Source organism: Blautia sp. AM23-13AC (genome assembly GCF_003435675.1).
In the GTDB taxonomy this organism is placed as follows: domain Bacteria; phylum Bacillota; class Clostridia; order Lachnospirales; family Lachnospiraceae; genus Fusicatenibacter; species Fusicatenibacter saccharivorans.
The window spans coordinates 15,623-39,065 of the sequence record NZ_QTUL01000016.1 but is presented as its reverse complement, the minus strand read 5'-3'; the positions used below and the strand labels follow the sequence as shown (position 1 = coordinate 39,065).

At 46.2% G+C, this 23,443-nt stretch carries 23 protein-coding genes and 1 pseudogene; 3 read left to right on the top strand and 21 right to left on the bottom strand.

All coding sequences use genetic code 11. The features are described 5' to 3' along the window. Positions 1-7: 7 nt before the first annotated feature. The 3 genes from DW642_RS14120 to DW642_RS14110 all read left to right on the top strand — a co-directional run bounded on the left by DW642_RS14120 (position 8) and on the right by DW642_RS14110 (position 2,910). Positions 8-523 carry a DUF4446 family protein gene (locus DW642_RS14120; protein ID WP_022461754.1) on the top strand — a complete coding sequence of 172 codons (516 nt, stop codon included), beginning with the start codon at positions 8-10 and terminating at the stop codon, positions 521-523. A gap of 179 nt (positions 524-702) precedes the next feature. Further along, positions 703-1,992 carry a serine--tRNA ligase gene (gene serS, locus DW642_RS14115; RefSeq protein ID WP_022461753.1) on the top strand — a complete coding sequence of 430 codons (1,290 nt, stop codon included), beginning with the start codon at positions 703-705 and terminating at the stop codon, positions 1,990-1,992. 39 nt (positions 1,993-2,031) lie between these two features. Further along, positions 2,032-2,910 (top strand): DUF3881 family protein, encoded by an 879-nt coding sequence (locus tag DW642_RS14110; RefSeq protein WP_117510628.1) that lies wholly within the window; start codon positions 2,032-2,034, stop codon positions 2,908-2,910. An 87-nt stretch (positions 2,911-2,997) separates the two neighbouring features. Here the strand turns inward: DW642_RS14110 and udk are convergent, their stop codons facing one another. From udk to cls, 21 genes and pseudogenes are all read right to left on the bottom strand, one after another. Beyond that, the gene (gene udk / locus DW642_RS14105; RefSeq protein WP_022461751.1) at positions 2,998-3,627 is read right to left on the bottom strand and encodes a uridine kinase; all 630 of its coding nucleotides are present in this window, start codon (positions 3,625-3,627) and stop codon (positions 2,998-3,000) included. Between the two features lie 13 nt (positions 3,628-3,640). Then, entirely contained in the window at positions 3,641-4,282 is a 642-nt protein-coding gene (gene deoC, locus DW642_RS14100; RefSeq protein WP_022461750.1) for a deoxyribose-phosphate aldolase, read from the bottom strand. 248 nt (positions 4,283-4,530) lie between these two features. Beyond that, entirely contained in the window at positions 4,531-5,466 is a 936-nt protein-coding gene (locus DW642_RS14095; RefSeq protein WP_055225933.1) for an ABC transporter permease, read from the bottom strand. Then, entirely contained in the window at positions 5,466-6,587 is a 1,122-nt protein-coding gene (locus tag DW642_RS14090; protein ID WP_117510623.1) for an ABC transporter permease, read from the bottom strand. The genes DW642_RS14095 and DW642_RS14090 overlap by 1 nt, the downstream gene beginning before the upstream one ends. An 18-nt stretch (positions 6,588-6,605) precedes the next feature. Further along, complete coding sequence (locus tag DW642_RS14085) at positions 6,606-8,153, bottom strand: ABC transporter ATP-binding protein (RefSeq protein ID WP_373141908.1); 1,548 nt, start codon at positions 8,151-8,153, stop codon at positions 6,606-6,608. Between the two features lie 168 nt (positions 8,154-8,321). Next, on the bottom strand, positions 8,322-9,308 hold the full coding sequence (locus tag DW642_RS14080) for a BMP family lipoprotein (RefSeq protein ID WP_022461584.1): 987 nt from the start codon (positions 9,306-9,308) through the stop codon (positions 8,322-8,324). Then, positions 9,305-9,493: a hypothetical protein gene (locus tag DW642_RS16340; RefSeq protein ID WP_242991199.1), complete on the bottom strand. Its 189-nt coding sequence runs from the start codon at positions 9,491-9,493 to the stop codon at positions 9,305-9,307. The genes DW642_RS14080 and DW642_RS16340 overlap by 4 nt, the downstream gene beginning before the upstream one ends. A gap of 105 nt (positions 9,494-9,598) precedes the next feature. Continuing rightward, a complete protein-coding gene (locus DW642_RS14075; protein WP_117510622.1) occupies positions 9,599-10,909 on the bottom strand; it encodes an amidohydrolase family protein in 1,311 nt (436 codons plus the stop codon). Positions 10,910-10,939: 30 nt separating this feature from the next. Further along, positions 10,940-11,785, bottom strand: coding sequence for a purine-nucleoside phosphorylase (locus tag DW642_RS14070; RefSeq protein ID WP_117510620.1), 846 nt, complete (start codon positions 11,783-11,785; stop codon positions 10,940-10,942). 174 nt (positions 11,786-11,959) lie between these two features. Next, on the bottom strand, positions 11,960-12,613 hold the full coding sequence (locus DW642_RS14065) for a YczE/YyaS/YitT family protein (protein ID WP_022461580.1): 654 nt from the start codon (positions 12,611-12,613) through the stop codon (positions 11,960-11,962). 429 nt (positions 12,614-13,042) lie between these two features. Beyond that, positions 13,043-13,432, bottom strand: a complete 390-nt coding sequence (locus DW642_RS14060) for a hypothetical protein (protein ID WP_117510617.1) — start codon at positions 13,430-13,432, stop codon at positions 13,043-13,045. A 233-nt stretch (positions 13,433-13,665) separates the two neighbouring features. Further along, positions 13,666-13,995, bottom strand: coding sequence for a cupin domain-containing protein (locus DW642_RS14055; RefSeq protein WP_022462474.1), 330 nt, complete (start codon positions 13,993-13,995; stop codon positions 13,666-13,668). A gap of 215 nt (positions 13,996-14,210) precedes the next feature. After that, positions 14,211-15,845 carry a hydroxylamine reductase gene (gene hcp, locus DW642_RS14050; RefSeq protein WP_117510615.1) on the bottom strand — a complete coding sequence of 545 codons (1,635 nt, stop codon included), beginning with the start codon at positions 15,843-15,845 and terminating at the stop codon, positions 14,211-14,213. Positions 15,846-16,060: 215 nt separating this feature from the next. After that, positions 16,061-16,744 (bottom strand): Crp/Fnr family transcriptional regulator, encoded by a 684-nt coding sequence (locus DW642_RS14045; RefSeq protein WP_117510613.1) that lies wholly within the window; start codon positions 16,742-16,744, stop codon positions 16,061-16,063. Beyond that, positions 16,728-16,907: a hypothetical protein gene (locus tag DW642_RS14040; protein WP_055225919.1), complete on the bottom strand. Its 180-nt coding sequence runs from the start codon at positions 16,905-16,907 to the stop codon at positions 16,728-16,730. Before DW642_RS14040 ends, DW642_RS14045 begins: the two co-directional genes overlap by 17 nt. A 353-nt stretch (positions 16,908-17,260) precedes the next feature. Further along, a pseudogene (locus tag DW642_RS14035) lies at positions 17,261-17,431 on the bottom strand (CDP-alcohol phosphatidyltransferase family protein); the annotation flags it as partial. Then, positions 17,421-18,485, bottom strand: a complete 1,065-nt coding sequence (locus tag DW642_RS14030; protein ID WP_117510611.1) for an FUSC family protein — start codon at positions 18,483-18,485, stop codon at positions 17,421-17,423. The pseudogene DW642_RS14035 and the gene DW642_RS14030, both read right to left, overlap by 11 nt. A 31-nt stretch (positions 18,486-18,516) precedes the next feature. Further along, positions 18,517-19,560 carry a sensor histidine kinase gene (locus DW642_RS14025; RefSeq protein ID WP_055225915.1) on the bottom strand — a complete coding sequence of 348 codons (1,044 nt, stop codon included), beginning with the start codon at positions 19,558-19,560 and terminating at the stop codon, positions 18,517-18,519. Beyond that, a complete protein-coding gene (locus DW642_RS14020) occupies positions 19,560-20,270 on the bottom strand; it encodes a response regulator transcription factor (protein WP_044024695.1) in 711 nt (236 codons plus the stop codon). The genes DW642_RS14025 and DW642_RS14020 overlap by 1 nt, the downstream gene beginning before the upstream one ends. Continuing rightward, complete coding sequence (locus DW642_RS14015) at positions 20,249-21,682, bottom strand: phospholipase D family protein (RefSeq protein WP_117510609.1); 1,434 nt, start codon at positions 21,680-21,682, stop codon at positions 20,249-20,251. Before DW642_RS14015 ends, DW642_RS14020 begins: the two co-directional genes overlap by 22 nt. Positions 21,683-21,879: 197 nt before the next feature. Beyond that, positions 21,880-23,439 (bottom strand): cardiolipin synthase, encoded by a 1,560-nt coding sequence (gene cls / locus DW642_RS14010; protein WP_117510607.1) that lies wholly within the window; start codon positions 23,437-23,439, stop codon positions 21,880-21,882. Between the last annotated feature and the right edge of the window lie 4 nt (positions 23,440-23,443).

Here is a 23,443-nt window from a genome sequence, read left to right as displayed (position 1 = left end):
TAGAATAATGAGCGATTTATTTAGTAAGGTAGGAATTGACCTTGGCGTTGTTGTACTTCTTCTGATTGTACTGATTATCGTGATGATGATTATGACGGTCAGCATGTCGCTGCGTCTGAGCAGACTGAACCAGAAGTACAGAAGCTTTATGAAGGGAAAAGACGCCCAGTCACTCGAAAAGCTGTTTCATCAGCGGTTCAAGGAAATTGACAAACTGAACAAGCAGAATGAGCTGACGAAAAAAAATCTTGCGGATCTGAAAAAGATCCAGGGCATGACGCTGAACAAATACGGAATCGTAAAATATGATGCGTTTGACGATGTGGGCGGAAAGATGAGTTTTGCGCTGGCAATGCTCGACAAAGAAAACACAGGTTTTATCCTGAATGCAATCCACAGCCGTGACAACTGTTTTTTATATCTGAAAGAGATCGTAAAAGGCGAGTCCTATATCATGCTGAGCGCCGAGGAAATCGACGCGCTGCGCCAGGCAATTACGATGAATTCGATCGATCTGATGTAAAAGCGGACCGCAGAAAAACAGCATGAAAGAACGCTTGAAAAAATGCATATACTGTTATATGATGGTACTGGAACGCGCCAAACCCGCATAAATGCTGGAAAAACGGCAGTGGTTCCGGGCTGGAAAGAACAAAAAGAATCCCGCCAAAATGAGGGGATAAGATCTACTAGGAGGAAATTATGTTAGACATTAAGTTTTTAAGAGAAAACCCGGAAGTTGTAAAACAGAATATCCGAAATAAATTCCAGGATCAGAAACTGGAGCTGGTTGATAAAGTCATCGAGCTGGATAAAGAAAACCGTGACATCAAACAGGAAGTAGAAGCACTTCGTGCAAAAAGAAACAAAATCTCCAAACAGATCGGCGCACTGATGGGCCAGGGCAAGAGAGAAGAGGCTGAGGAAGTAAAGAAACAGGTAGCTGTTGACGGTTCCCGCATCGAGGCTCTTTCTGCAAGAGAAAAAGAAGTAGAAGAAGAAATCAAGAAGATCATGATGGTGATCCCGAACATCATCGATCCTTCCGTACCGATCGGAAAAGATGACAGCGAGAACGTAGAAGCAGAGCGCTTCGGCGAGCCGGTTGTACCGGATTTTGAAATCCCGTATCACACCGACATTATGGAGTCCTTCGACGGAATCGATCTGGACGCAGCAAGAGAAGTTGCAGGAAACGGATTCTATTATCTGATGGGCGACATTGCACGCCTCCACTCTGCCATCCTTTCTTATGCAAGAGATTTCATGATCGACCGCGGATTTACCTACTGCGTACCGCCTTTCATGATCCACGGCAACGTCGTAAACGGTGTTATGAGCTTCGCTGAGATGGAGTCCATGATGTACAAAATCGAGGGCGAGGATCTGTACCTGATCGGAACCAGCGAGCACTCCATGATCGGTAAATTCATCGACAGCATCATCCCGGAGGAGAAACTGCCTCTGACCCTGACCAGCTACTCTCCGTGCTTCCGTAAAGAAAAAGGAGCACACGGCATCGAGGAGCGTGGTGTTTATCGTATCCATCAGTTTGAGAAACAGGAGATGGTTGTTGTCTGCAAACCGGAAGACAGCATGATGTGGTATGACAAACTGTGGAAGAACACCGTAGACCTGTTCCGTTCCATGGATATCCCGGTTCGTACTCTGGAGTGCTGCTCCGGTGACCTGGCTGACCTGAAAGTAAAATCTGTCGATGTTGAGGCATGGTCTCCGCGTCAGAAGAAATACTTCGAGGTAGGAAGCTGCTCCAACCTTGGTGATGCACAGGCAAGACGTCTGAAAATCCGTGTCAACGGCGAGGACGGAAAGAAATACCTGGCACATACCCTGAACAACACCGTAGTTGCTCCGCCGCGTATGCTGATCGCATTCCTGGAGAACAACCTGAATGCAGACGGAACCGTAAGCATTCCGGAAGTTCTTCGTATGTACATGGGCGGAAAAGAAAAACTGGTTCCGAAACACTAATCGCATAAGAAATACAAAGGAATGAGAGGAGGTGTTCTTATGCACGCTTACCTGAAAACCATTGGATTTTCAAAGATCAAGACGACGAAGGAACTCCAGGAGATTCTTCGTGATGTAGTAGAAAACTACGACCGTAAAAAGATTGTGGAAACAGAAGAACACCACCTTTTTGCTGAATTTTCGAAAGAATATGCATATGACTGTGGTATCACGGTCTGTGGGGAAATTGATGAGAACAACCGTTTCCAGATGGAATATTATTATCCCTATTTCGAGGGCGGGCAGATCAGCTCCTACGAGGAGGTATCGGTGGAGCGCCACGTCGATAAGGAATCGTTTGCAGGCGCCTGCGACGATATGCGGCTTGGCATCACGATGATCTTTTATCTGACGCATGCAGCGGAATATCTTGAGATGAAACAGAAAAATGCGCTGCAGCCGCTTCCGCTCCCGCTTTCTGTCTCCGGTCTTGCAGCGGAAGGAACAATTCTGCTTCCGATCCAGAAAGACCCGGAACAGGTCGAGAAGGAGCGCCGCAGCACGCAGCAGAAGAATTCACTGATCTCGGCTGCCAGAAACGGGGATGAGGATGCGATGGAAAGTCTCACCATGGATGATATTGACACATATGCCATGATTTCCCAGCGTCTGACGAAGGAAGATGTCTTTTCTATTGTAGATAGCTTTTTCATGCCGAGCGGTCTCGAATGTGACCAGTACAGCGTGATGGGTGAAATTACGGAGATGAATACAACGAAGAACGCGGTAACGGGCGAGCGGGTGTATGAGCTCGGCCTCGTCTGCAACGATGTGCCGATAGACATCTGTATCAACGAAAAGGATTTATTTGGAGTACCGGAAGTGGGAAGACGTTTCAAAGGCCAGATCTGGCTGCAGGGAATGCTGGAACATCTGTAAGGGAAAAATAAAAAGAGCGAGGACGGAAAAAGAGAAAATTCAGTCCTCGTTCTTTTTTTGCAGATTTTTATAGCAATAAACGGATGTTTACTGGTTCTGCACCAGATTCAGATGCTTACGCACCCGCTCGATCAGCATTTCAAGAGCAACGGTGTTCTGTCCGCCCTCCGGGATGATCACGTCGGCACGGCGCTTGCTCGGCTCTACGAACTGCTCGTGCATCGGTTTTACGGTCGTCAGGTACTGCGTTACAACGCTGTCCAGAGAACGGCCGCGCTCTTTTACATCGCGCAGGATCCGGCGGAGAATCCGCACGTCCGCATCGGTATCGACAAAGACTTTGATGTCCATCAGATCGCAGAGATCCTTCTCAACGAAGAGGAGAATGCCCTCGAGCACGATAACCGGGGCAGGATGGACCAGAATCGTTTTATCCGAGCGGTTATGCATGGCATAATCGTAAACCGGCATCTCGATGGATTTTCCGGCTTTCAGCTCGAGAATGTGCTGGCATAACAGGTCGGTATCAAAGGCATCGGGATGATCGTAATTTAATTTGGCACGCTCCTCAAAAGGAATATCGTCATGGCGTTTGTAATAGTTGTCATGGCGCAGAATGCTCACTTCATCGCGTCCAAAACTTTCTACCAGCTTATCTGCCAGTGTCGTTTTTCCACTGCCGGTTCCTCCGGCAATTCCTATCAGTATCGTATCCATAAGAAACTCCTTTTTATCCGATGATAGCCAGTGTTGCGCTTGTTCCGAGACGGCTTGCGCCGGCATCTACCATAGCCTGTGCCTCGTCTGCGTTGTGGATTCCGCCGGAAGCTTTTACGCCCATATCCGGGCCTACGGTCTTTCTCATCAGGGCAACATCAGCCGCTTTTGCACCGCCGGTAGAAAATCCGGTGGAGGTTTTTACGAAGTCAGCGCCGGCTTCTTTTGCGAGCTCGCACGCTTTTACTTTCTCTTCATCGGTTAAAAGGCAGGTCTCGATGATGACTTTCAGAACGATGTCCTTGCCGCATACTTCTTTTAAGGTCTGGATATCGGAGCGTACGAAGTCGTATTTGCCGTCTTTGAGGGCTCCGACGTTGATGACCATATCAACCTCCTGTGCACCGTCTTCGATGGCCGCACGGGTCTCAAACGCTTTTACACGGGTATCGGACATGCCCAGAGGGAAGCCGACAACGGTGCATACTTTGACGTCAGATCCTTTGAGCTTTTCAGCAACGAATTTGGTGTAGTACTGGTTGACGCAGACAGAAGCAAAATCATGTGCAAGTGCCTCGTCGCAGATCTTTGCAACCTGTGCTTCGGTTGCGTCTGCTTTTAAGATAGTGTGGTCAAATAATTTGGTGTTCAGCATAATTTTTTCCTTTCTTTGATGAAAAATAAATCAGAATGATAGAGAAAAGGCAGAGCCGAAAAAACACAGTTCGGATTTAACGGCTCTGCCTTTAAAAATTGTAACTATTCAGAGCCACATCTCGATTCCGCTGCGCTGCATCTCGATGTGGCTGCTCGCCATATGAAATTCCAGAAAAAACCGCTCATTCATGCAAGCATGATTCGCAATTTTTTCTTCCATTTCACATGGCTCTGAATAGTTACATATTATCTTGCGCCCTTATCGTATGGAATACCTTCGGCTTTCGGAGCCTGGGAATTCTTGGATGTGAAGGCGAGAATAATCATGGATGCGATAAACGGCATCATGTTGTAAATGTTCTTGGACAGTCCCAGATGGGAGAGGACGGTGGAGTCCGCAATGTTTGCCAGGGAACGGAATACCGCAAAGAATACGGCTGCTCCGGCAATGTGGAACGGTTTCCACTGACCGAAGATCATAACAGCGAGGGCAAGGAATCCGGCACCGGCTACGCCGACTTCGAAGTTCCAGGTGGTAACGGACGGAACGATGTAGGCAAATCCGCCGATACCGCCGAGTGCACCGGAGATGATAACACCGGTGTATCTCCACTGGTATACGTTGATACCAACAGAGTCGGCTGCCTGTGGATGCTCACCGCAGGCACGCAGGCGCAGTCCCCATTTCGTTTTGAAGAGGAACACGTAGCTGCAGATCAGAAGGATGATGCCGATGAACAGGAAGATGTTCACGGTAAATGGTCCGATCTTGTAAATGAAAGCGGCGTTGGTGTAGTTCAGCTTTGCGGAAGCTGCACCGTTTCCGGCATCCGAGCCGTTGTTGAATGCTTTTACCAGGACGATGGCAATGGCAGTAGCCAGCATGTTCAGCGCGGTTCCGCCGATCGTCTGGTCTGCTTTCAGTGTGATGGCGGAGAAGCCAAGCAGCAGAGAGTAGATCATACCGGATACGGCGCTCGCCAGAATGGAAAGTGCCACAAGTGCAGGAGCCGGGAGGTCCGGGAACAGAACCAGGACGAAGACACCGGCAAGGCCGCCGATCGCCATGATTCCTTCCAGCGCGATGTTGATGACACCGCTTCGCTCGGAGAACATACCGCCCATCGCAACGAGCATCAGAACAACGGCGTACAGTAAGGTAAATTTAATTAAAAGGAACATTATTTCTTCTCCTCCTTTCCGTTGTCTGCATTGGCATTTGCTTTCTGCTCTTTTTTGCTCTTGAACAGGTTTGCAACGATGCCCTTGAACAGGGTAACGAATGCGCAAAGGTAAATGATAACGGCAACGATCAGGTCCGCGATCTCCGGCTGATAATATTTCGTAGGCAGGTAAGCACCGCCGACCGAAATATGAGCAACGAAGAGAGCAGCGAAGATAACGCCGATCGGGTTGCTAAGTGCAAGAAGCGCAACCGGGATACCATTAAATCCGATGGCCGGGAGTGCTGTCGATACCTGCGGGTTCCACTCGGATGCACCGGAGAGGAAGTAGAGGCCTGCACCGATTCCGGCAAGCGCACCTGCGATGGTCATGGAGAGAACAACGTTTCTCTTCTCGTTGATGCCGGCGTATTTGGCAGCATCCTTATTGAATCCGCAGGCTTTCAGCTCATAGCCGAAGGTTGTTTTGTTCAGAACGATGTAGATGATGACCGCAATGGCAATCGCAATGAAAATCGCAATCGTTGTGGAACTGGTACGGAAAATGGAGTTCATGCCGCAGTCCGGAATCAGGGATTTCGGAGAAGCGGAGCTTAATTTGTAAGTACGTGTGGTCTTCTGATCATACATGTCCAGGATGGTGTTGTACATCAGCTCATTGACAAGATAAAGACCAATCCAGTTGAACATGATGGAAGTAATAACTTCATTTACGTTGAAGTATGCTTTGAAGATACCAGGAACTGCTCCCCAGATGGCTCCGCAGACCATAGCAGCCAGAAGGCATACATACCATGGCATGTGGAGGATGATGGCAAAATACAGGGCGCCGAAGACACCGACGGTGTACTGTCCGGCAGCACCGATGTTGAACAGACCTGTTTTAAAAGCAAATGCAACCGAAAGTCCGGTCATAATCAGGGGAGCGGACTGAGCGATTTCACTTCCGATTCCTTTCGGCTTTAAGTAAAAGCCGCCTTTGATGATTCGTGTAAATCCATCCACTGCGTTCTCCGCGTTGATGCAGTATAAAATGATAAATCCCACAAGAAGACCGATCACAATACATACAAGAGAAGCGACAATGGACAGAAGAGCGTTTTTCGTTTTTTCGTTCATGCTTTTCTTACCTCTCTTTTATACTTCTTCGGGAACCGGATCCCGTTTTGCACCTGCCATGTAGAGACCGAGTTCTTCGACAGAAACGGTTTTCGGATCCAGCTGGCCGACCAGCTCTCCTTCGTACATAACAAGAATACGGTCGGAAACATCCATAACCTCATCCAGTTCCAGAGAAACCAGAAGAACGGCTTTTCCCTTGTCGCGCTGTGCAACGAGCTGGCTGTGAATGTATTCGATGGCTCCGACATCAAGACCACGGGTAGGCTGTACCGCAACGAGAAGATCAGGATCTTTGTCGATCTCACGCGCGATGATCGCTTTCTGCTGGTTTCCGCCGGACATGCTGCGGGTGATGGTCACAGGACCCTGGCCGCTGCGGACATCGTACTGCTCGATCAGGCGCTCGGCATATTCGCGCACGGCTTTTGATTTGATAAAGCCGAAGGATTCAAATTCCGGCTGCCAGTAACGCTGCAGCACCATGTTCTGCTCGATGGAGTAATCCAGCACGAGGCCGTGTTTATGGCGGTCCTCCGGGATGTGGCTCATGCCCATCTTGGAGCGGTCGCGGATGGAAGCTTTCGTGATGTCCTGTCCGTTGAACAGAATTTTACCGCCGGATACTTTTTCCAGTCCCGTGAGGCCCTGAACGAACTCGGACTGGCCGTTTCCATCGATACCTGCGATGCAGACAATCTCGCCTTTTCTTACATTAAAGGAAACATCTTTGACGGCGTTGTTTCCGTGCACCTTGCTCGGTACGGTCATGTGCTCTACTTTCAGAACGGTGTCGCCCGGTTTTGACGGCTTTTTGTTGACGGAGAAGCTGACGTTTCTTCCGACCATCATGCGGGAGAGCTCTTCTTTGGAAGTTTCGCTGATGTTGACGGTTCCGATGTATTTTCCTTTGCGGAGAATCGTACAGCGGTCGGCAACTTCCATGATCTCGTTGAGTTTATGGGTGATGAAGAGGATGGATTTTCCTTCTTTTGCGAGGTTCTTCATGATCTTCATCAGCTCGTCGATTTCCTGCGGCGTCAGAACCGCGGTCGGCTCGTCGAAGATCAGGACTTCGTTGTCACGGTAGAGCATTTTCAGAATTTCGGTACGCTGCTGCATGCCGACGGTGATATCCGAGATCAGAGCGTCCGGATCGACCATCAGACCGTATTTCTCGCTCAGTTCCATGACTTTTGCACGGGCATTCTTTTTCTCGAGGAAAAGGCCTTTGGTCGGCTCTACGCCGAGGATGATGTTGTCGAGAACCGAGAAACATTCGACCAGCTTAAAGTGCTGGTGCACCATACCGATGTTGAGATCATTGGCGTCGTTCGGCGTGTTGATATGGACTTCCTGCCCATTCTTCTTGATGATTCCGGAGGTAGGCTGATACAGACCAAAAAGAATACTCATCAGGGTTGATTTTCCTGCACCGTTTTCTCCAAGCAGAGCATGGATTTCTCCTTTTTTGAGCTGTAATGTAATGTTGTCGTTCGCCTTGATACCCGGGAATTCTTTGGTGATGTTCAACATCTCAATAATGTACTCATTTTCCATATACATATTCCCTTTCAAGCATGGTTTTGCAGGACTGCCGAAGATATGGAAAACAGGGCAGAACTGCGGGCTTTCATTATGTCTAGTATAGCATTTTGCATGGCAGAAAAAAAGGGGAAGAGAAATAATATTCTCTTCCCCAAAAGGCATATTGTTACAGAAACAGTATGCACATTAGCTGATGTAATCAACGGTTACGTGAGAACCTACTTCCGGCTGATTTTCTGTATCGCTGGAGATTTCGATGGAACCATCGCGGATACCAGCCAGTACAGTTTCATACTGATCCTGTGTGAAGGTTGTGAATCCCCAGGATTCGGAATCGGTAGGAAGGCCGATGTAATCTCCGTCTTTCAGTCCAAGCTGCTGAGCAGTTCCGCCAAGTTCAGAGAAGTTTCCGCTGAAGTAGGAATCCAGAGCGTTGTTGATGGCGCTTGGAAGACCTTTCATAGCGGAAGTCAGGCAGCGCTCGCCGATTTTGGAACGCTGGTCAACGTCTACACCAATAACTTTTCCGTCGTGTGTCTCAGCTGCATCCAGAGCAGATGTCCAGATACCGCCGCCGCAGGCGAATACAACCTGTGTTCCGTCTGCATACCAGCCCTCCATACGGGCGGTGATGGAGTCATCGCCGTAGAACTGGCCGCCATAGTAATATTTTACGTTTACATCTACGCCGTCTTCTTCAGCAGCAGCGTTGATACCTTGTACATAACCGTAACCGAAACGGATAACGGCCGGAACAGCGATACCGCCGAGGAAACCAAGGCTTGTGTAGCCGTCTTTTACTGCAGCGTATCCAGCCAGGTAGCCGGCCTGCTCTTCTTCGAAGGAGCAGATGTACACGTTCTTTCCGAGATCAACAGCTTTGCCGTTTTTTACAATATCACCTTCGGTAACATCGACTGCGATGAAGGTTACATCCGGATAGGTGTCCTGCTCTTCAGCGATGGCAGGTCCGAACAGGTAACCTGGCATTACAACAACGGTAGCACCCTCGGAAACAGCAAGATCGATGGAGTTGATACGCTCTTCATCGGTATCCTCTGCCGGTTTGTAGTACTCGTACTCTACGCCGTTTGCATCGCCGTAGGCGCATACAGTTTCCCAGGTGATCTGGTTGAAGGATTCGTCGGTGATATCTCCGGAGTCTGTGATCATGGCAATTTTCTCACCTGCGGCGTCTTTTTTTTCTCCGTCTGTGGAAGCAGAAGCGGAAGTTGCGCTGGTGGAATCGGCGCCTGTGGATGCGTCGGAGGAAGAGGAGCCGTTGGAGGAACCGCATCCTCCGACGCAGCAGTTGTCATGGCGGCTGCAAGCAGTAAGCTAACTACTTTCTTTTTCATAATAGTATTCTCCTTTCAAGAGGTACAGCGTTTTTGCGTGTATGGCTACATTATAATATAAAAGAAAAAAGTATGTCAAGCAAAGGAAAAACTGCGTGAAATCCACTAATTATCTGCATGCGAGCCGGAAATTCTTCGGATAATGGCGTTGGATCTTGCATAAATTTCTTCCGGGTCAAAGCCGATATGGAATTCGCCGTTTTCGTAGAGGATTTGACCGTTTACCATGGTAAGCTTTACGTTCTGTTTGCTGCCGCTGTAAACGAGGTTTTTGATCAGATTATTCTCCGGCTGCATGTTCGGCTGATGGAGGTCAATCATGACGAGATCGGCCTTTTTGCCGGCAGCGAGACGGTCGCAGTCAGTAAGCTGCATGGCGTGCGCGCCGCCTGCGGTTGCCATGTAGAGAATGGCGTCGGCCGGGATTCCTGCGGCATCCATCTCGCGGACTTTGGAAAGGCCGGTGGTCAGGAACATTTCGCGGAACATATCGAGGCAGTTGTTACTGGCCGGCCCGTCAGTGCCGATGGCGAGGTTGATGCCGTTATCGTAAAAACGCTTCAGCGGGCAGATGCCGGAGGCGAGCTTCAGGTTTGAGGAGGGATTGGTAACGGCCGTCAGTTTCCGGTCACGGAAGATCTCAAAATCGCGGTCCTCCATCCAGATGCAGTGGTAGCCGCCGCCTCCGTACTGGAACATGCCTAAGCGTTCCATCAGCTGTGTCGGGGTGAGTCCCCAGCGCTCTTTACAGCCCTCGACTTCGCTTTTTGTTTCGGCGTTGTGTGTCCAGACAGGGGAATGGTATTTTTCGGCGAGTTTGGCAACGGATTCAAGAAGCGGGCCGCCGGTCGTATATTCGGCGTGGAAACCGAGCAGATACGAGGTGCGGTCGGAGAGTTTGTTGACATAGTTATACATCTCTTCGAGAATTTCCGGGCTGTCGACGAAGTTGTTGAGACCGCTGGTAAGAACGGTGCGGAATCCGGTGTCGACCGTGGCAGCGATGCTGTTTTTCTGCTGGATGTACATGTCGAAATTGGAGGTGATGCCGCTCGTCAGATATTCCATGATGCCGAGGATATTGAGCCAGTAAACGTCGTCCCCGGCGAGCTTTGCCTCGTTCGGGAAGACCTGGCGCTCGAGCCATTCGTGGAGCGGGAGATCGTCCGCGTAGGAGCGGAGGAAGGTCATCGGGGTGTGCGTGTGTGCGTTTTTAAAGCCCGGGATCAGAAGATTGCCGCGGGCGTCAATTTCGCGGTCGAAGACAGGGGTCTCTGCGGCATCTGGATCTGCTTTTCTACCAGGTCCGATATAGGTGATGGTGTCGCCGGTGACATGAAGTTCGTCTTCGGCGATGGAAAAATGGTTTTCAGCGTCGAGTACGAGAATTTTGGCGTTGTAAAAACGTGTATTCAAAAAAGATCTCTCCTTTATTTTACGTGCTGTTTACAGTGTCTTTGCGATGCCCTGAATCGTTGCGGCAACGAGTTTTTTGAACTGCGGTGCAACCATGTCAGCTGCCTCCTGAACTTCCGCATGGCACAGAGGCTGCGGGGAGATGCCGGCGGCAAGATTGGTAATGCAGGAAATACCGATGACGCGCATGCCCATATGGCGTGCAGCGATGGCTTCGCAGGCGGTGCTCATGCCGACCGCGTCTGCGCCGAGGGTGCGGCACATGGCGATTTCCTGCGGGGACTCGTACTGCGGGCCGGTGAGCTGCAGATAAACGCCTTCCATCAGGTCGATATCAAGGCAGGCTGCGGCTTTCCGTGCGATTTTCTGGAATTCAAGGTCGTAGATCTGGCTCATATCCGGGAAACGGGTGCCGAGCTCGTCGATGTTCGGCCCGATAAGCGGAGATGGAACGAAGCAGGCGATCTGGCCGTTTAACAGCATCAGAGAGCCTGGTTTTGTGCCCTGTTTGATGCCGCCGGCGGCGTTGGTTAAGAACAGTGCTTTTGCGCCCATCAGCTTCATGAGGCGGGTCGGGAGAACGACGTCGGTCATCGGATAGCCTTCATAATAATGAACGCGGCCCTGCATGCAGACAACCGGCACATCGCCGACGTAGCCGAAGATAAAACGGCCCGCGTGGCCCGGAACAGTGGAAACCGGGAAGCCTTCGATATCGTGGTAATCGAGGGTTGCGGTAACGCGGATATCATTCGCAAAATCACCGAGGCCGGAACCGAGAATCAGTGCGACTTCCGGCTGGAAATCGATCTGGGAGCGGAAGCTCTCGTAGCATTTCATCAGTTTTTCGTAAACAGGGTTTGGGGTGTTGCTCATAGGAAAAACCTCCTTAATATAAATGATTTTCTGCTTTTTGAGTCTTTTTTCGGCTATTTTTAGGGAAGAAAAGCCTGCCACAGAGATGTGAGTCCCGGAGGCAGGCTTTTCTTTTAGAAAAAAGATCATCTGGTAGTTCTATTGTAGTATAGAAAGCGCGGAAAAGCAATGATTTCAGTCATCAAAAATATTCAGATGCTGTTTCATGATATTTCCCAGCCATTCAATGACCGGACCGAGGGTAATAACCATCAGCACGGTAACAATGCCGAGTTTTCCGCCGAGCAGAACGGCGATCGCGGTGACAACGAAGTCGTAGACGATGCGGATCACACGGAACGAAACGTTCGGCAGGTGGGTGGAGATAATGAAGGATACTGCGTCGTACGGTGCAGTTCCCATATCAACATCCATATAGAAGGATGCGGCAAGGATAAACAGGATCAGCGCCGGGATCAGCACGGCGATTCGCACACCCATCGAGGTGAAGAGGTCTGCCGGAAGGACTTTCGCCCAGATCCAGGAGAAAAAGTCGATGGAATATCCCACGAGAAACATGTTTGCGAGGGTTCCGAAGCCTAAGTTTCTGCCGCCGAAAATGATAACGAAGATGAGCAGGACGGTATTGAAGAGCGCCTGCCAGTTTCCGATGCTGATGCCGAGGCGGGTGGAGATGGTCTGGTTTAACAAGGTACACGGATCGGTGCCGAGATCGACGAGAAGCAGCCATGAGAGCGCAAAGCCCATCAGGATGACGGCAGCGATGACCAGAATCAGGCGGGTCCAGAAATGTTTCTTCTGGTAGAAGCCCTGGATGATTTCTTTCATAGTATGAGTTCCTCCCTGTGATTTATGCTTGGTTTTTCACCTTTTCGGGCGGATTTTCTACGCATTTCCTTCGAAATTTTTCAATCGTCTTTCCAACACGTTTTTCGCCCTTCTTTCCAGAAAAATCTCCGCCGTTTTTTGGCGGAGATTTGACCGTTTCTGTTATTTTAGTATATTTTTTCCAAAATGTAAACCATTTTCTTTTGATGATGTCAACTTAATGTTCACAAAATGATGAATAATAAATGAACATAAATTAACACAAAACATAAAATTGAAAAAACACGTTCATTAACAAATTAACGAAATGAACATGTAAGCTGAATGAAATTTGTGCATTTTACAATGTGTCCACGCGAGACGGACAGAGCCTTGAAAAGAACTACAATATACGGATATACGAATTAACGCCATAAACAGAAACCAAAGTTATAGAACCAGCTCCACGTTTTTACAGAAGACTTCGCGGTATAACTGTTCGCGTTCCACGGTGATCAGCCGCCCGGCTTCCTGCTGGAGCTGTTCACTGTCGAAGAGCTGTACGAGATCCGGATTGAACATGCGGCCTGCGTTGCAGTGAAGATCCGCAAGCATATCGGCAAAGTTCTTGCAGGAGCTGTAGGCACGTCCGACGGAATCGGTTGCCGCATCGAGACAATCGGCGCAGGTGAGGATCTGGTAGAGAATGGCGTTGTCGTTGCCTTTATAGGTATACTCGCGCGGATAGCCGCCTTTTTCGTCGTACCAGAGATGGTGGTAGAGCGCCGCCTCGGCGTATGGTCTTGTGGAATCCCATTTGCTGAGGAGCTCATAGCCCATCTGTGGGTGGAGACGGATCAGATCAAAGAGAAAAAGTACATTGCATCATTGGAACCGTATATTGGAGATATTCTACTGGTTGGAATTAATTATGATAAAAAGACCAAAAAGAATGAATGCCTGATAGAAAAGGCGTAAATGAATAAAAAGGCAAGGCAGCATATCACAGGAAATCCTGAGGCATGCTGCCTTATTTTGCCAGGCATATCAATAATTGGTTCAAAAAGGATACGTTAGAATACCACTACCAGAAGCATCTTATACTGCTCTTTGCCATACACTGCATGCGGATGTTTTGCCGGCATGACGATGGATTCGCCTTCGTGGAGTTCGTATTTTACGCCGTCGATGGTGATTTCACCGGTTCCGTCGAGGCAGGTGACGAAGGCGTCGCCGCCGGACTCGTGGGTGCTGATTTCTTCGCCTTTGTCGAAGGCAAATAAGGTGATGCTGACGGATTCATTCTGTACCAGTGTTTTGCTGACGATCTGGCCTTCCTGGTAGGAAACCTGATCTTTTAAGACCATAACCTTGGCTTTATTGATATTTTTCATGATGCTCATAGTTCATAAATCTCCGTGATAGAATGAGAACGTGTCTGAAAAAATTCCCAGGCACGTTCTAAAAATGTGTGATTAAGATGAGATGACTCATCAGTGTCGGGCGTGTATAGAAATGGAATCTGAGGTCCGTTTTCTGATATGCCCAAATTCAAAGATATTTTTGTCTGAACATATACAGTATACGTGGAAAAATGAAAGAAAGCAAGGGGTTTTCTTTATTTCCCGAAAAACAATTCCATATCGTTTTCAACGGTATCGATTCCGGCGATGCCGAAGTTTTCAATGAGAAGAGCTGCAACATTCGGGCTTAAAAATGCCGGGAGTGTCGGGCCGAGGTGGATGTTCTTGACACCAAGCGACAGCAGTGCCAGAAGAACAATCACAGCTTTCTGCTCGTACCAGGAAATATTGTAGATGATCGGCAGATCGTTGATATCGTCGAGGCCGAAGACCTCCTTTAATTTCAGTGCAATCACGGCAAGAGAGTAGGAATCATTGCACTGGCCGGCATCGAGGACGCGCGGAATGCCGTTGATGTCGCCGAGGTTCAGCTTGTTGTATTTGTATTTTGCACAGCCGGCGGTCAGAATCACGGTGTCTTTCGGCAGTGCCTGTGCAAAATCAGAGTAATAGCTGCGGCTCTTTGCACGGCCGTCACATCCAGCCATGACAACGAATTTTTTGATCGCGCCGGATTTCACGGCATCGACGATCTGGTCTGCCAGGGCGAGTACCTGTGCATGGGCGAAGCCTCCGACAATGGTTCCCTGCTCGAGTTCCGTCGGCGGTGCGCAGTGCTTTGCCTGTTCGATGAGCAGAGAGAAATCTTTTGTCTCACCGATGACGCCGTCGATGTGCGGGCATCCCGGATAACGAACCGCTCCGGTTGTGTAAATACGGTTTTTGTAGCTGTCCTTCGGCGGCACGATACAGTTCGTCGTCATCAGAATCGGGCCGTTGAAGGCTTCAAATTCTTCTTTCTGTTTCCACCAGGCGTTACCATAATTTCCCTTAAAATGTTCATATTTTTTGAACGCCGGATAGTAGTGTGCAGGCAGCATTTCGGAGTGGGTGTAAACATCGATGCCGGTGTTCACGGTCTGCTCGAGCAGCATCTCGAGGTCGCGCAGATCATGGCCGGAGACGAGAATACCCGGGCGGGTGCCGACACTGAGATCGACGGTGGTGATCTCCGGATTGCCGTAAGCGGAAGTATTGGCCTCATCGAGCAGTGCCATTCCCTGCACGCCGTAGGAGCCGGTCTCGAGTGCGAGAGCCGTCAGTTCCTCTGCGGAGAGGGAATCGTCGAGCGTTGCGGCGAGAGCACGCTGCAGGAAGGCATCGATTTCCTCGTTTTCTTTTAAGAGAACATTGGCATGGCTGGTGTACGCGGCAAGTCCTTTCAGACCGTAGGTGATGAGCTCGCGTAAAGAGCGGATGTCCTCATTTTCCGTGGAAAGTACGCCGACGGTTACTGCTTTTGCGGCAAACTCATCGGTTGTGCCGTTCCAGAGGGCGGCTTCCGGCAGAGCGGAGCAGTCGGCAAGCTGAGCGAGAAGCGCTTTGGTCTCAAGCGTTGCCTCAATTCGTGCGCGGATCGTATCATCATCAAAGTTCACGTTTGTGATGGTCGTAAACAGGTTTTCGGTGATGAGATGATTGACGCTGGCATCGACGGTTTTTCCTTCGCGGCGGAGCTGTGTCGTCACGGCGGAAAGTCCTTTCGTCGTCCAGATCAGCAGATCCTGCAGCGCCGCTGTCTCCGGGCGCTTTCCACAGACACCGGATTTTGTACAGCCGGAGCAGCCGGCAGTTTCCTGACACTGGTAGCAAAACATATTCTGTTCCATAAAAATAGTTCCTCCTGTAGGGTATTTCCGAGGGGTTAAGCGCAGAGGGAAAAACAGATCTGCGCGGAGTTTCATAATTTACACGTACAGAATATCGGATATAACAGGAAAAGTATGTGGTTATAACCACGGAAAATACTTTTTGTGTATATTCGTTTATGAAAAATAAGCATTTGAAACGATGAAACGGTAAAAAATTTACGCTGCGGTACCGCCTAGAGAGACGGATGACGCAGCGTAAATTTGTTTTTATGAAATTCGAGGATTCCCTCTTTCTGCATTTTTCCGAGTTCTTTGGAGAGGGCGCTCCGGTCGAGGTTCAGGTAGTCGGCGAGGCCCTGGCGGTCGAAGGGGATCGTAAAGGTGTCGGCGCCGGTTTTGGCAGACTGCGCGGCGAGGTAGACCAGCACGCGCTCGCGGATCGTCTTTGGTGTAGTGCAGAAAATGCGTTTGGAGAGGGTAAGATTTTTCTGCATGGAGATGCGGAGCATGTTACTGCGAAGCTGGGACAGCCATGCATCATCACCATCGGCGGTCTGGTCGAGGTTTCGAAGATTGAAAAAGAGAACCGTCGAGGCTTCGGCTGCCGTGACATTCACCATCATCGGCTCCCGACAGAAGGCATACGTTTCGGCAAATACCTGGCCGGGGGTGATCTTGCTTAAGATACTGCGGTTGCCCCAGAGATCCGTATTCTCCACGAAAACGCTGCCGGACAGCACAATCCCCAGTTCGGACACGCGGTCACCCATGTGATAAATGGTCTGGTTTTTCTCAAACGAACACGTCCGCAGCCACCCGCTCGAAACAAGAGCCGTCCGCCCGGTTTCCGAGATGCCATGAAAGAGCGGGAGAGAAAACACCTCGGCCGGAAAAACAGCATCAGCCAATGATTTCATACTGCAGCATCTCGTATTTCAAAATACTGCCCTCCATAATTTCCGGCGGCAGCAGTGCGCGGGCAACCAGTTTCATTTCATTGTCCTCCGGTTCGATGTCATTGCGGCGTAAATGCGCGTAATCACCATCGATGGCGACTACTTCGTAGGTGCAGGATAACATAAGAAAACAACCTCCTTTTTCTTTACATGATACCTATTATACCGTGTGCAGAAACGGATGTCGATGGAATTTTTAATGTCGGAAACAAAAGTCTATGCTATACTTACAGCAGGGTATGACAGAAAAGAAAGGATGGAAGGTAGGATCCTGGGGGAAGAACTTGAACTGGAAGTCTGCTCGGTGCTGAGAAAAATCCGGGAAGATATGTAGCTCATTATCATCAGCGGCTATGCGGAATTTTCTTATATAATAGGAAAGTTCGACATCTGCTCAGAGAAATCCCTAAACATGTGGAGGATAAAAAAACTGATTTTCTAACAGAGCTTCTGCCATGGTCCAAGTCTTTACCAGAACATATCGGGAAGCTCAGACAGCAATAAGATTTCACCAGCTAACAGAGGATTTTTCTTTACACAATAACTCCATATAATTACCGGAATCAGACAAAGCCGAAAAAAAGAAAGAAGATTAGGAACCGTAATAATTCTATTCAAATTTTCTTCCTGATTCACTTCACTTTGCATGTACGGTCACCTTACTTTCTTTTTTTTTAGACATAAACCAATAAAATATAACACAAAATGCTAAAGCAAACACAACACCAAAAACATTTTGAATCACTCTAAGACTAACCGCTCCTTGTAGTCCATAAGTCTCTGCTGCAATGGCTAAAGCACCAAATGTGTTAAATACTGCCTGCCAGCCATATTGTGCTGAAAATCCTACACCGATTCCACCAAGAATTCCTATATATGCATAGATTGACGAAGGAAGCAGAAAATATAATACTGTAAAACATATAACACCTGCAATATTTCCGACAATCCTTTTACGGACTCTGTAGTGCATATCTTCCATAAACGGCAAAATCGTGGACATGGCCGCAATACCAGCCCACATTGCACGTGGCATATTACAAAGTTCTGCAATGCAAAGGACAATCGGTACGCATAAAATCTGACATATCTGCCATTTTGTTCTGGAAGAAGTGATATCAAATTCTTGTATCAGATCTTTCAGATTTCTTTTATAGGTTCTGTTTTTATGATTTCGATAAAATACGAAGCAGGTAAGTGCTGCACCTAAAGCCATTCCGACTAATCGCATCTGATAGCTTTTTCCCGTAACATCATAACCATATAGCAGCAGATACCCAAGAACCAATGTAGATTGATTAAACATGAATGGATTATGGCATCCGAACAGAATCAACACAGCCAGTGCCGCAATATTTAACAGCATTCCCAATACCGGTGAAAACTGATTTGCTAAATGCGGACATACAGTCATAATTACAAAGAACAAAGCCAAAAGCATCGTAGATTGTCCGGTGTGGATCCCCAGATCCGCATTTCTAAACACCATGAGACATAATAAGACTACTACACCTACAATGCTGTTCTCATTTCCAAATAGGATACTGAAAATACTAACAAAGCAAAAACAAAATGCCATTGTAGCAGCTATCTTCACCAGATATACCCACATATGATATGATTTTTCTTTTAGTGTTTCACTCTTTTTCAACAGGTTTTTAGAACCTGCCTGATTTAACTGCAACTCCTGATAAAATGTCATGTAATTCCTCCTCTATCTGTTTTTCTTAAACTTATATGGCCTTATCTTTCTGGATTGGAAGCTCTACAACAAATCTGCATCCACCATATTCACGGTTTTCTGCTTTGATTGTTCCTCCGGCACTATCTACAATCCGTTTTACAAGTGCAAGACCTAGGCCATTTCCTTCTGCTTTATGAGATCCATCTACCTGATAGAACTTGTCAAATATTCTGGATTTTACATCATCCTCTATTCCTGGTCCTTCATCTTCCAGAATGAACTTAACAGAATCCTGTTCTTGTTTCAGAAACATCGTAATTGTCCCCTTTGAAGGGCTGAACTTAATCGCATTATCCAAAAGATTTATCCAGATATGCATAAAAAGTCCTTCATTCCCAGTATATTTAACTTCCTCCAATTCTACCTGAAAACCAATTTCTTTTTCTGTCCATTTTGTTTCCAATGAAAGAAATGCCTGGCGGATCTGTTCATCCAGACGATATTCTGTTTTTTTCATTGGTATATTCTGATTCTCTAACTTGGATAACAGCAAAATATTACCAACCAATCCGGAAAGTCTTTGGGTGTTAAATAAGATTTTTTCTACATATTCCTCTTGATCCGGAGACAGTTCTTCTCCCTGAAGCAGCATTGTATATCCTTCAATGGCATTAATCGGGGTCTTAAACTCATGAGAAACATCAGATACAAAATCCATCTGCAGCACCTCTGTTGCACGAAGTTCTTTTGTCATAACGTTAAAACTTTGATAAGATTCTCCAACTTCTGCTATACGGCTGTTCGTTTCCAAATGCTGTTCAAAATCTCCCTGAGAAACTTCCTTCATTGCTTTACTAAGTCTGGTAATTGGTTCCAGTAACTTTGCATTAATAAAGGAAGTGATCAGCCCGGCAATCAATGTATTGAAAATCAAAAGCCAGCCAAGCACAGATATGCTGCCCGGCAGATTAAAAAAATGATTCAAAAAAGCAAATAATAAAGCAGATATGACTGTTGAAAATACAAGTGCCAGCCAGATTGCACCAGTCAGACAGGATCGGATCCGCAATCCTTTTTCTTTCTTTTGTTCCATTATTTTTTCACCACCTTGTATCCAATTCCACGCATTGTTACGATTTCAAAATCAGGGTTATCTTTAAAACGCTCTCTGATTCTTCCTATATGTACCTCTATCGTATGTGGGTCTGCCTCCGTCTCGTATCCCCATACTTCATCCATCAACTGTTGTTTTGTAAATGTTCTGCCTGGCGAAGCTGCAAGCTTATATAAAAGCAGGAATTCTTTTTTAGGCAAAACAAGACTTTCCTTATCAGTTGTAACCGTCATTGCATCATAATCAAACTCTGTTGAACCGATCACAATTTTGTGTTCATTCAGTATCTGTGCACGGCGAAGCAGTGCTCCAACTCTTAAAACCATTTCATTCACATTTACCGGTTTTACCATATAATCGTCACTTCCCGAAAGAAATCCCTGGCGCATATCATCAAAGGAACCTTTCGCAGTGATCATAAGTACCGGTATCTGATATCCTGCTGAACGGAGTTCCGACACCAGTTCATAACCATCCATAACCGGCATCATAATATCGGAAATGATCAGATCAATATACTCTTTATCCAATATTTCTAATGCCAGTGCTCCATCCGATGCACTTTTGACCTGATATCCATTCTTCTCAAGCACTTTTTGGAATAGCTGGCTTAATTCTTTATCATCTTCTACAATCAATATTTGAAACACGTTTTCCTTCCTCCTTATTAAAACAGATACCTTGCCCATCCAAGCAGATGCTGTACCAAAAATATTTTTCTCTGACGTTTCTTTGTTAATTCGATTGGCTCTACATGATATGGATCACGATAGGTTCCATCTTCCAATACCTGTCGGGACACTCTTTCATATTCCATCATGCCTTCTTCCAACTGTTTATTAATCTCTTTGCTACGTATTACAAGCATCAGTTCCGTATCCAGATACGTGCTTCTAATATCCATGTTAAAGGAACCGATTACGGATAGATCATCATCAATCAGGATGCTTTTTCCGTGGTAAGAATAGCCGCCTTCATACTCCCAGATATCAATTCCTGTATTTAAAATTCTGTTTCTGTTTCTCGCATAATCAGCAGAACCAAACGGATTTCCATTGTTGGCAACCGAATTGGTCATGATAGAAAAATCCGGAACTCTCTCCGCAATCTCTTTCCATGTATTATACATCATATCATTGCAAATAATATATGGTGTATGAATTTTCACGCGCTCTTTTGCATTTTTCATTAGTTCTCCCAGTTGATACCAGACTACTGGTTCCTTGGAACCTGTGTGGATAGGATTTGACACTAATGCAATCTTTTCTGTCTCAAAAGTTTCGTCCGTGTAATCGGTATCGCAGATTCTTTCCTTATTCTCTTCAAAATATTTCTGATAGCCGTTCTGCAGTTCTAAAACTGCGTTCTTTACAGATTTTCTATTTGCCAGTTTTTTATTGTCATGAAAATAACCACTGTCTTCTTGTTCCCATATCGTTTCAAAATACTCTAACAACTGGTTAACTGAATTTTCTTTCTCAGGTTCATCGCAAACCACTAACACGTCTCTGTCATAGTTCTTATGTCCCGGAAAATCACCTAGGAAATAATTGTATGTATTTCTTCCCCCAAGAATATATCTCTTTCCATCTGCAATCAAATATTTATCATGCATTCTACCCATCATTTTCCACGGTTTCAACGGATTGGCCTTATTATATAGTTTAATTTCAACATTCTCATGGGAAGATAATCCATAGAAATACGGATTTCCTTCCATATCAATCCAGCTCTCCATTCCATCTACTAACAGACGAATATGTACACCCCTGTCTGCCGCATCATGCAGTGCTCCTAAAATCAATTTTCCACTTTCATCGGATTGAAATGCAAAAGTAGAAAGAATAATTTCCTTTTTTGCATTCTTGATCAAACGCACTCTTTGTAAAAGCGCTTCTGGATTCTTTTCTATGATTACTGCCCGTTCTGTATTTTCACTGCATTCGTTCCATGACCCATTTTTTGTTTCTTTTTTGGTTGTATTGGACACTTCCGGCTGCTTTTTATATGCAACGTGGATTCCGAGCAATTCATAAAAAGCCACACATAAAAAAATTGCCAGTATAACAAGAAGGATTTTACATATTTTATACTTTTTCATTGTACATCACCTGATTCCTTTTTATTTCATACTTATACAATACAAAGTCAATCTCAATTTAACCTCAACAAGGTTTGTTTTTTCATCAATGCAAAATCTTCTTTGTACAACAGACTGTTAGATATAGCAAAAACGGCCTTTCAAAAACAGTTAACTTCTAAATCAACTGTTTTTTGAAAGGTCGTTTCATCAGATTCTTATAGCAATCCAGCAAATAATCTCATAAATAATTGTCCCAGTCGCAAATATGCACTTCGTCCGGTTTGATATTGGTCTGTCACATCACGACATTCTCCCATCGTTCTTATCAGATCATTTTTTATTTCCACAACTGCCTGACAATCTGCCATAAAACAGCCGTTTTCAAAATGGTGATATAAACTTCGATAATCCAGATTAATTGTTCCACAAGTTGCCATACAGTCATCTGCCACACTCATTTTTGCATGACAGAAACCAGGAGTCCACTCATAAACACGAACACCATGTTTAACCAATCCATGATAAAAAGAACGAGTTATATTATAAATGAATTTTTTATCAGGGATACCAGGTGTGATAATTCTTACGTCTACCCCTCGCTTAGCAGCCAGACATAACGCATGCGTCATTTCATCTGTTATGATTAGATATGGAGTCATAAACCAACAATATTTTTCAGCTTTATTTATCATACTGATATAAACTTCTTCTCCTACTTGCTCATTATCCATAGGGCTGTCTGCATAAGGTTGAACAAACCCAGTTTGCTGTGCCGCATAATCATAGTGGAAAAGGTATTTACTAAAATCAGAATCATTAGCATCTTTATCACTTACTGCATTCCACATTTCCAAAAATGTCACCGTAAGCGACTGAACAGCATCTCCTTCTAAACGAATACCTGTATCTTTCCACTGTCCATACGGGTGTGTGTAATTAAAATATTCGTTTGCTAGATTATATCCACCTGTAAATCCGACTTTTCCATCAATAACTGTTATTTTTCTATGATCACGATTGTTCAAAAACAGATTTAAACCTGGCATAAACGGATTGAATACACGGCAATGAATTCCTATTGCCTCCATTTTTTTCACAAAATCTGTGTTAATAAAGCCTATAGAACCCATATCATCGTAGAATACTCTAACTTTCACACCTGCTCTTACTCGCTCTTCCAGAACATCTTGAATCTTATGCCATGCTTCAGCGTCTTCTATCGCATGATATTCCATAAAGATAAACTTCTGTGCTTTCTCCAAATCCTTAAGCTGTGCCTCTAATCCTTTCACTGCTTCATCAAAATACACAATATCCGTATTCTGATAGATTGGATACTGCGAATTTCTTTGTATGTAACTTGCTATATTTCCTGCTTTCGGAATTGTTTCTTTTATTCTGCTCAAACACTCCTGACTGTCCGGGAGCATTGGTAACAATTTGCTATCAATTTCTGCATATCGCTCACGCATTTTATGTGTGCCGCCATTCAAACCAATCAACAAATACAGGCCTACACCCATAATTGGGAAAATTAGAATTAAGATGACCCAAGGCATTTTCATAGAGGATGTCTTATTTGATGCGTACAATCCCAAAACCAAGATCCCACTCAAAATCCTTGTAAATAAATTTATGATTTCTGCATATTCATTCAAGCGTGTTACGATAGTAATAATAAAAATCACTTCCAGAAGAATGCAGATTATGGAAAAACACAGCCGTTTTACCCCATTTTTTGTTTTTGCTTTGCCCTCTAAAGTATCTTGTTTCATATAT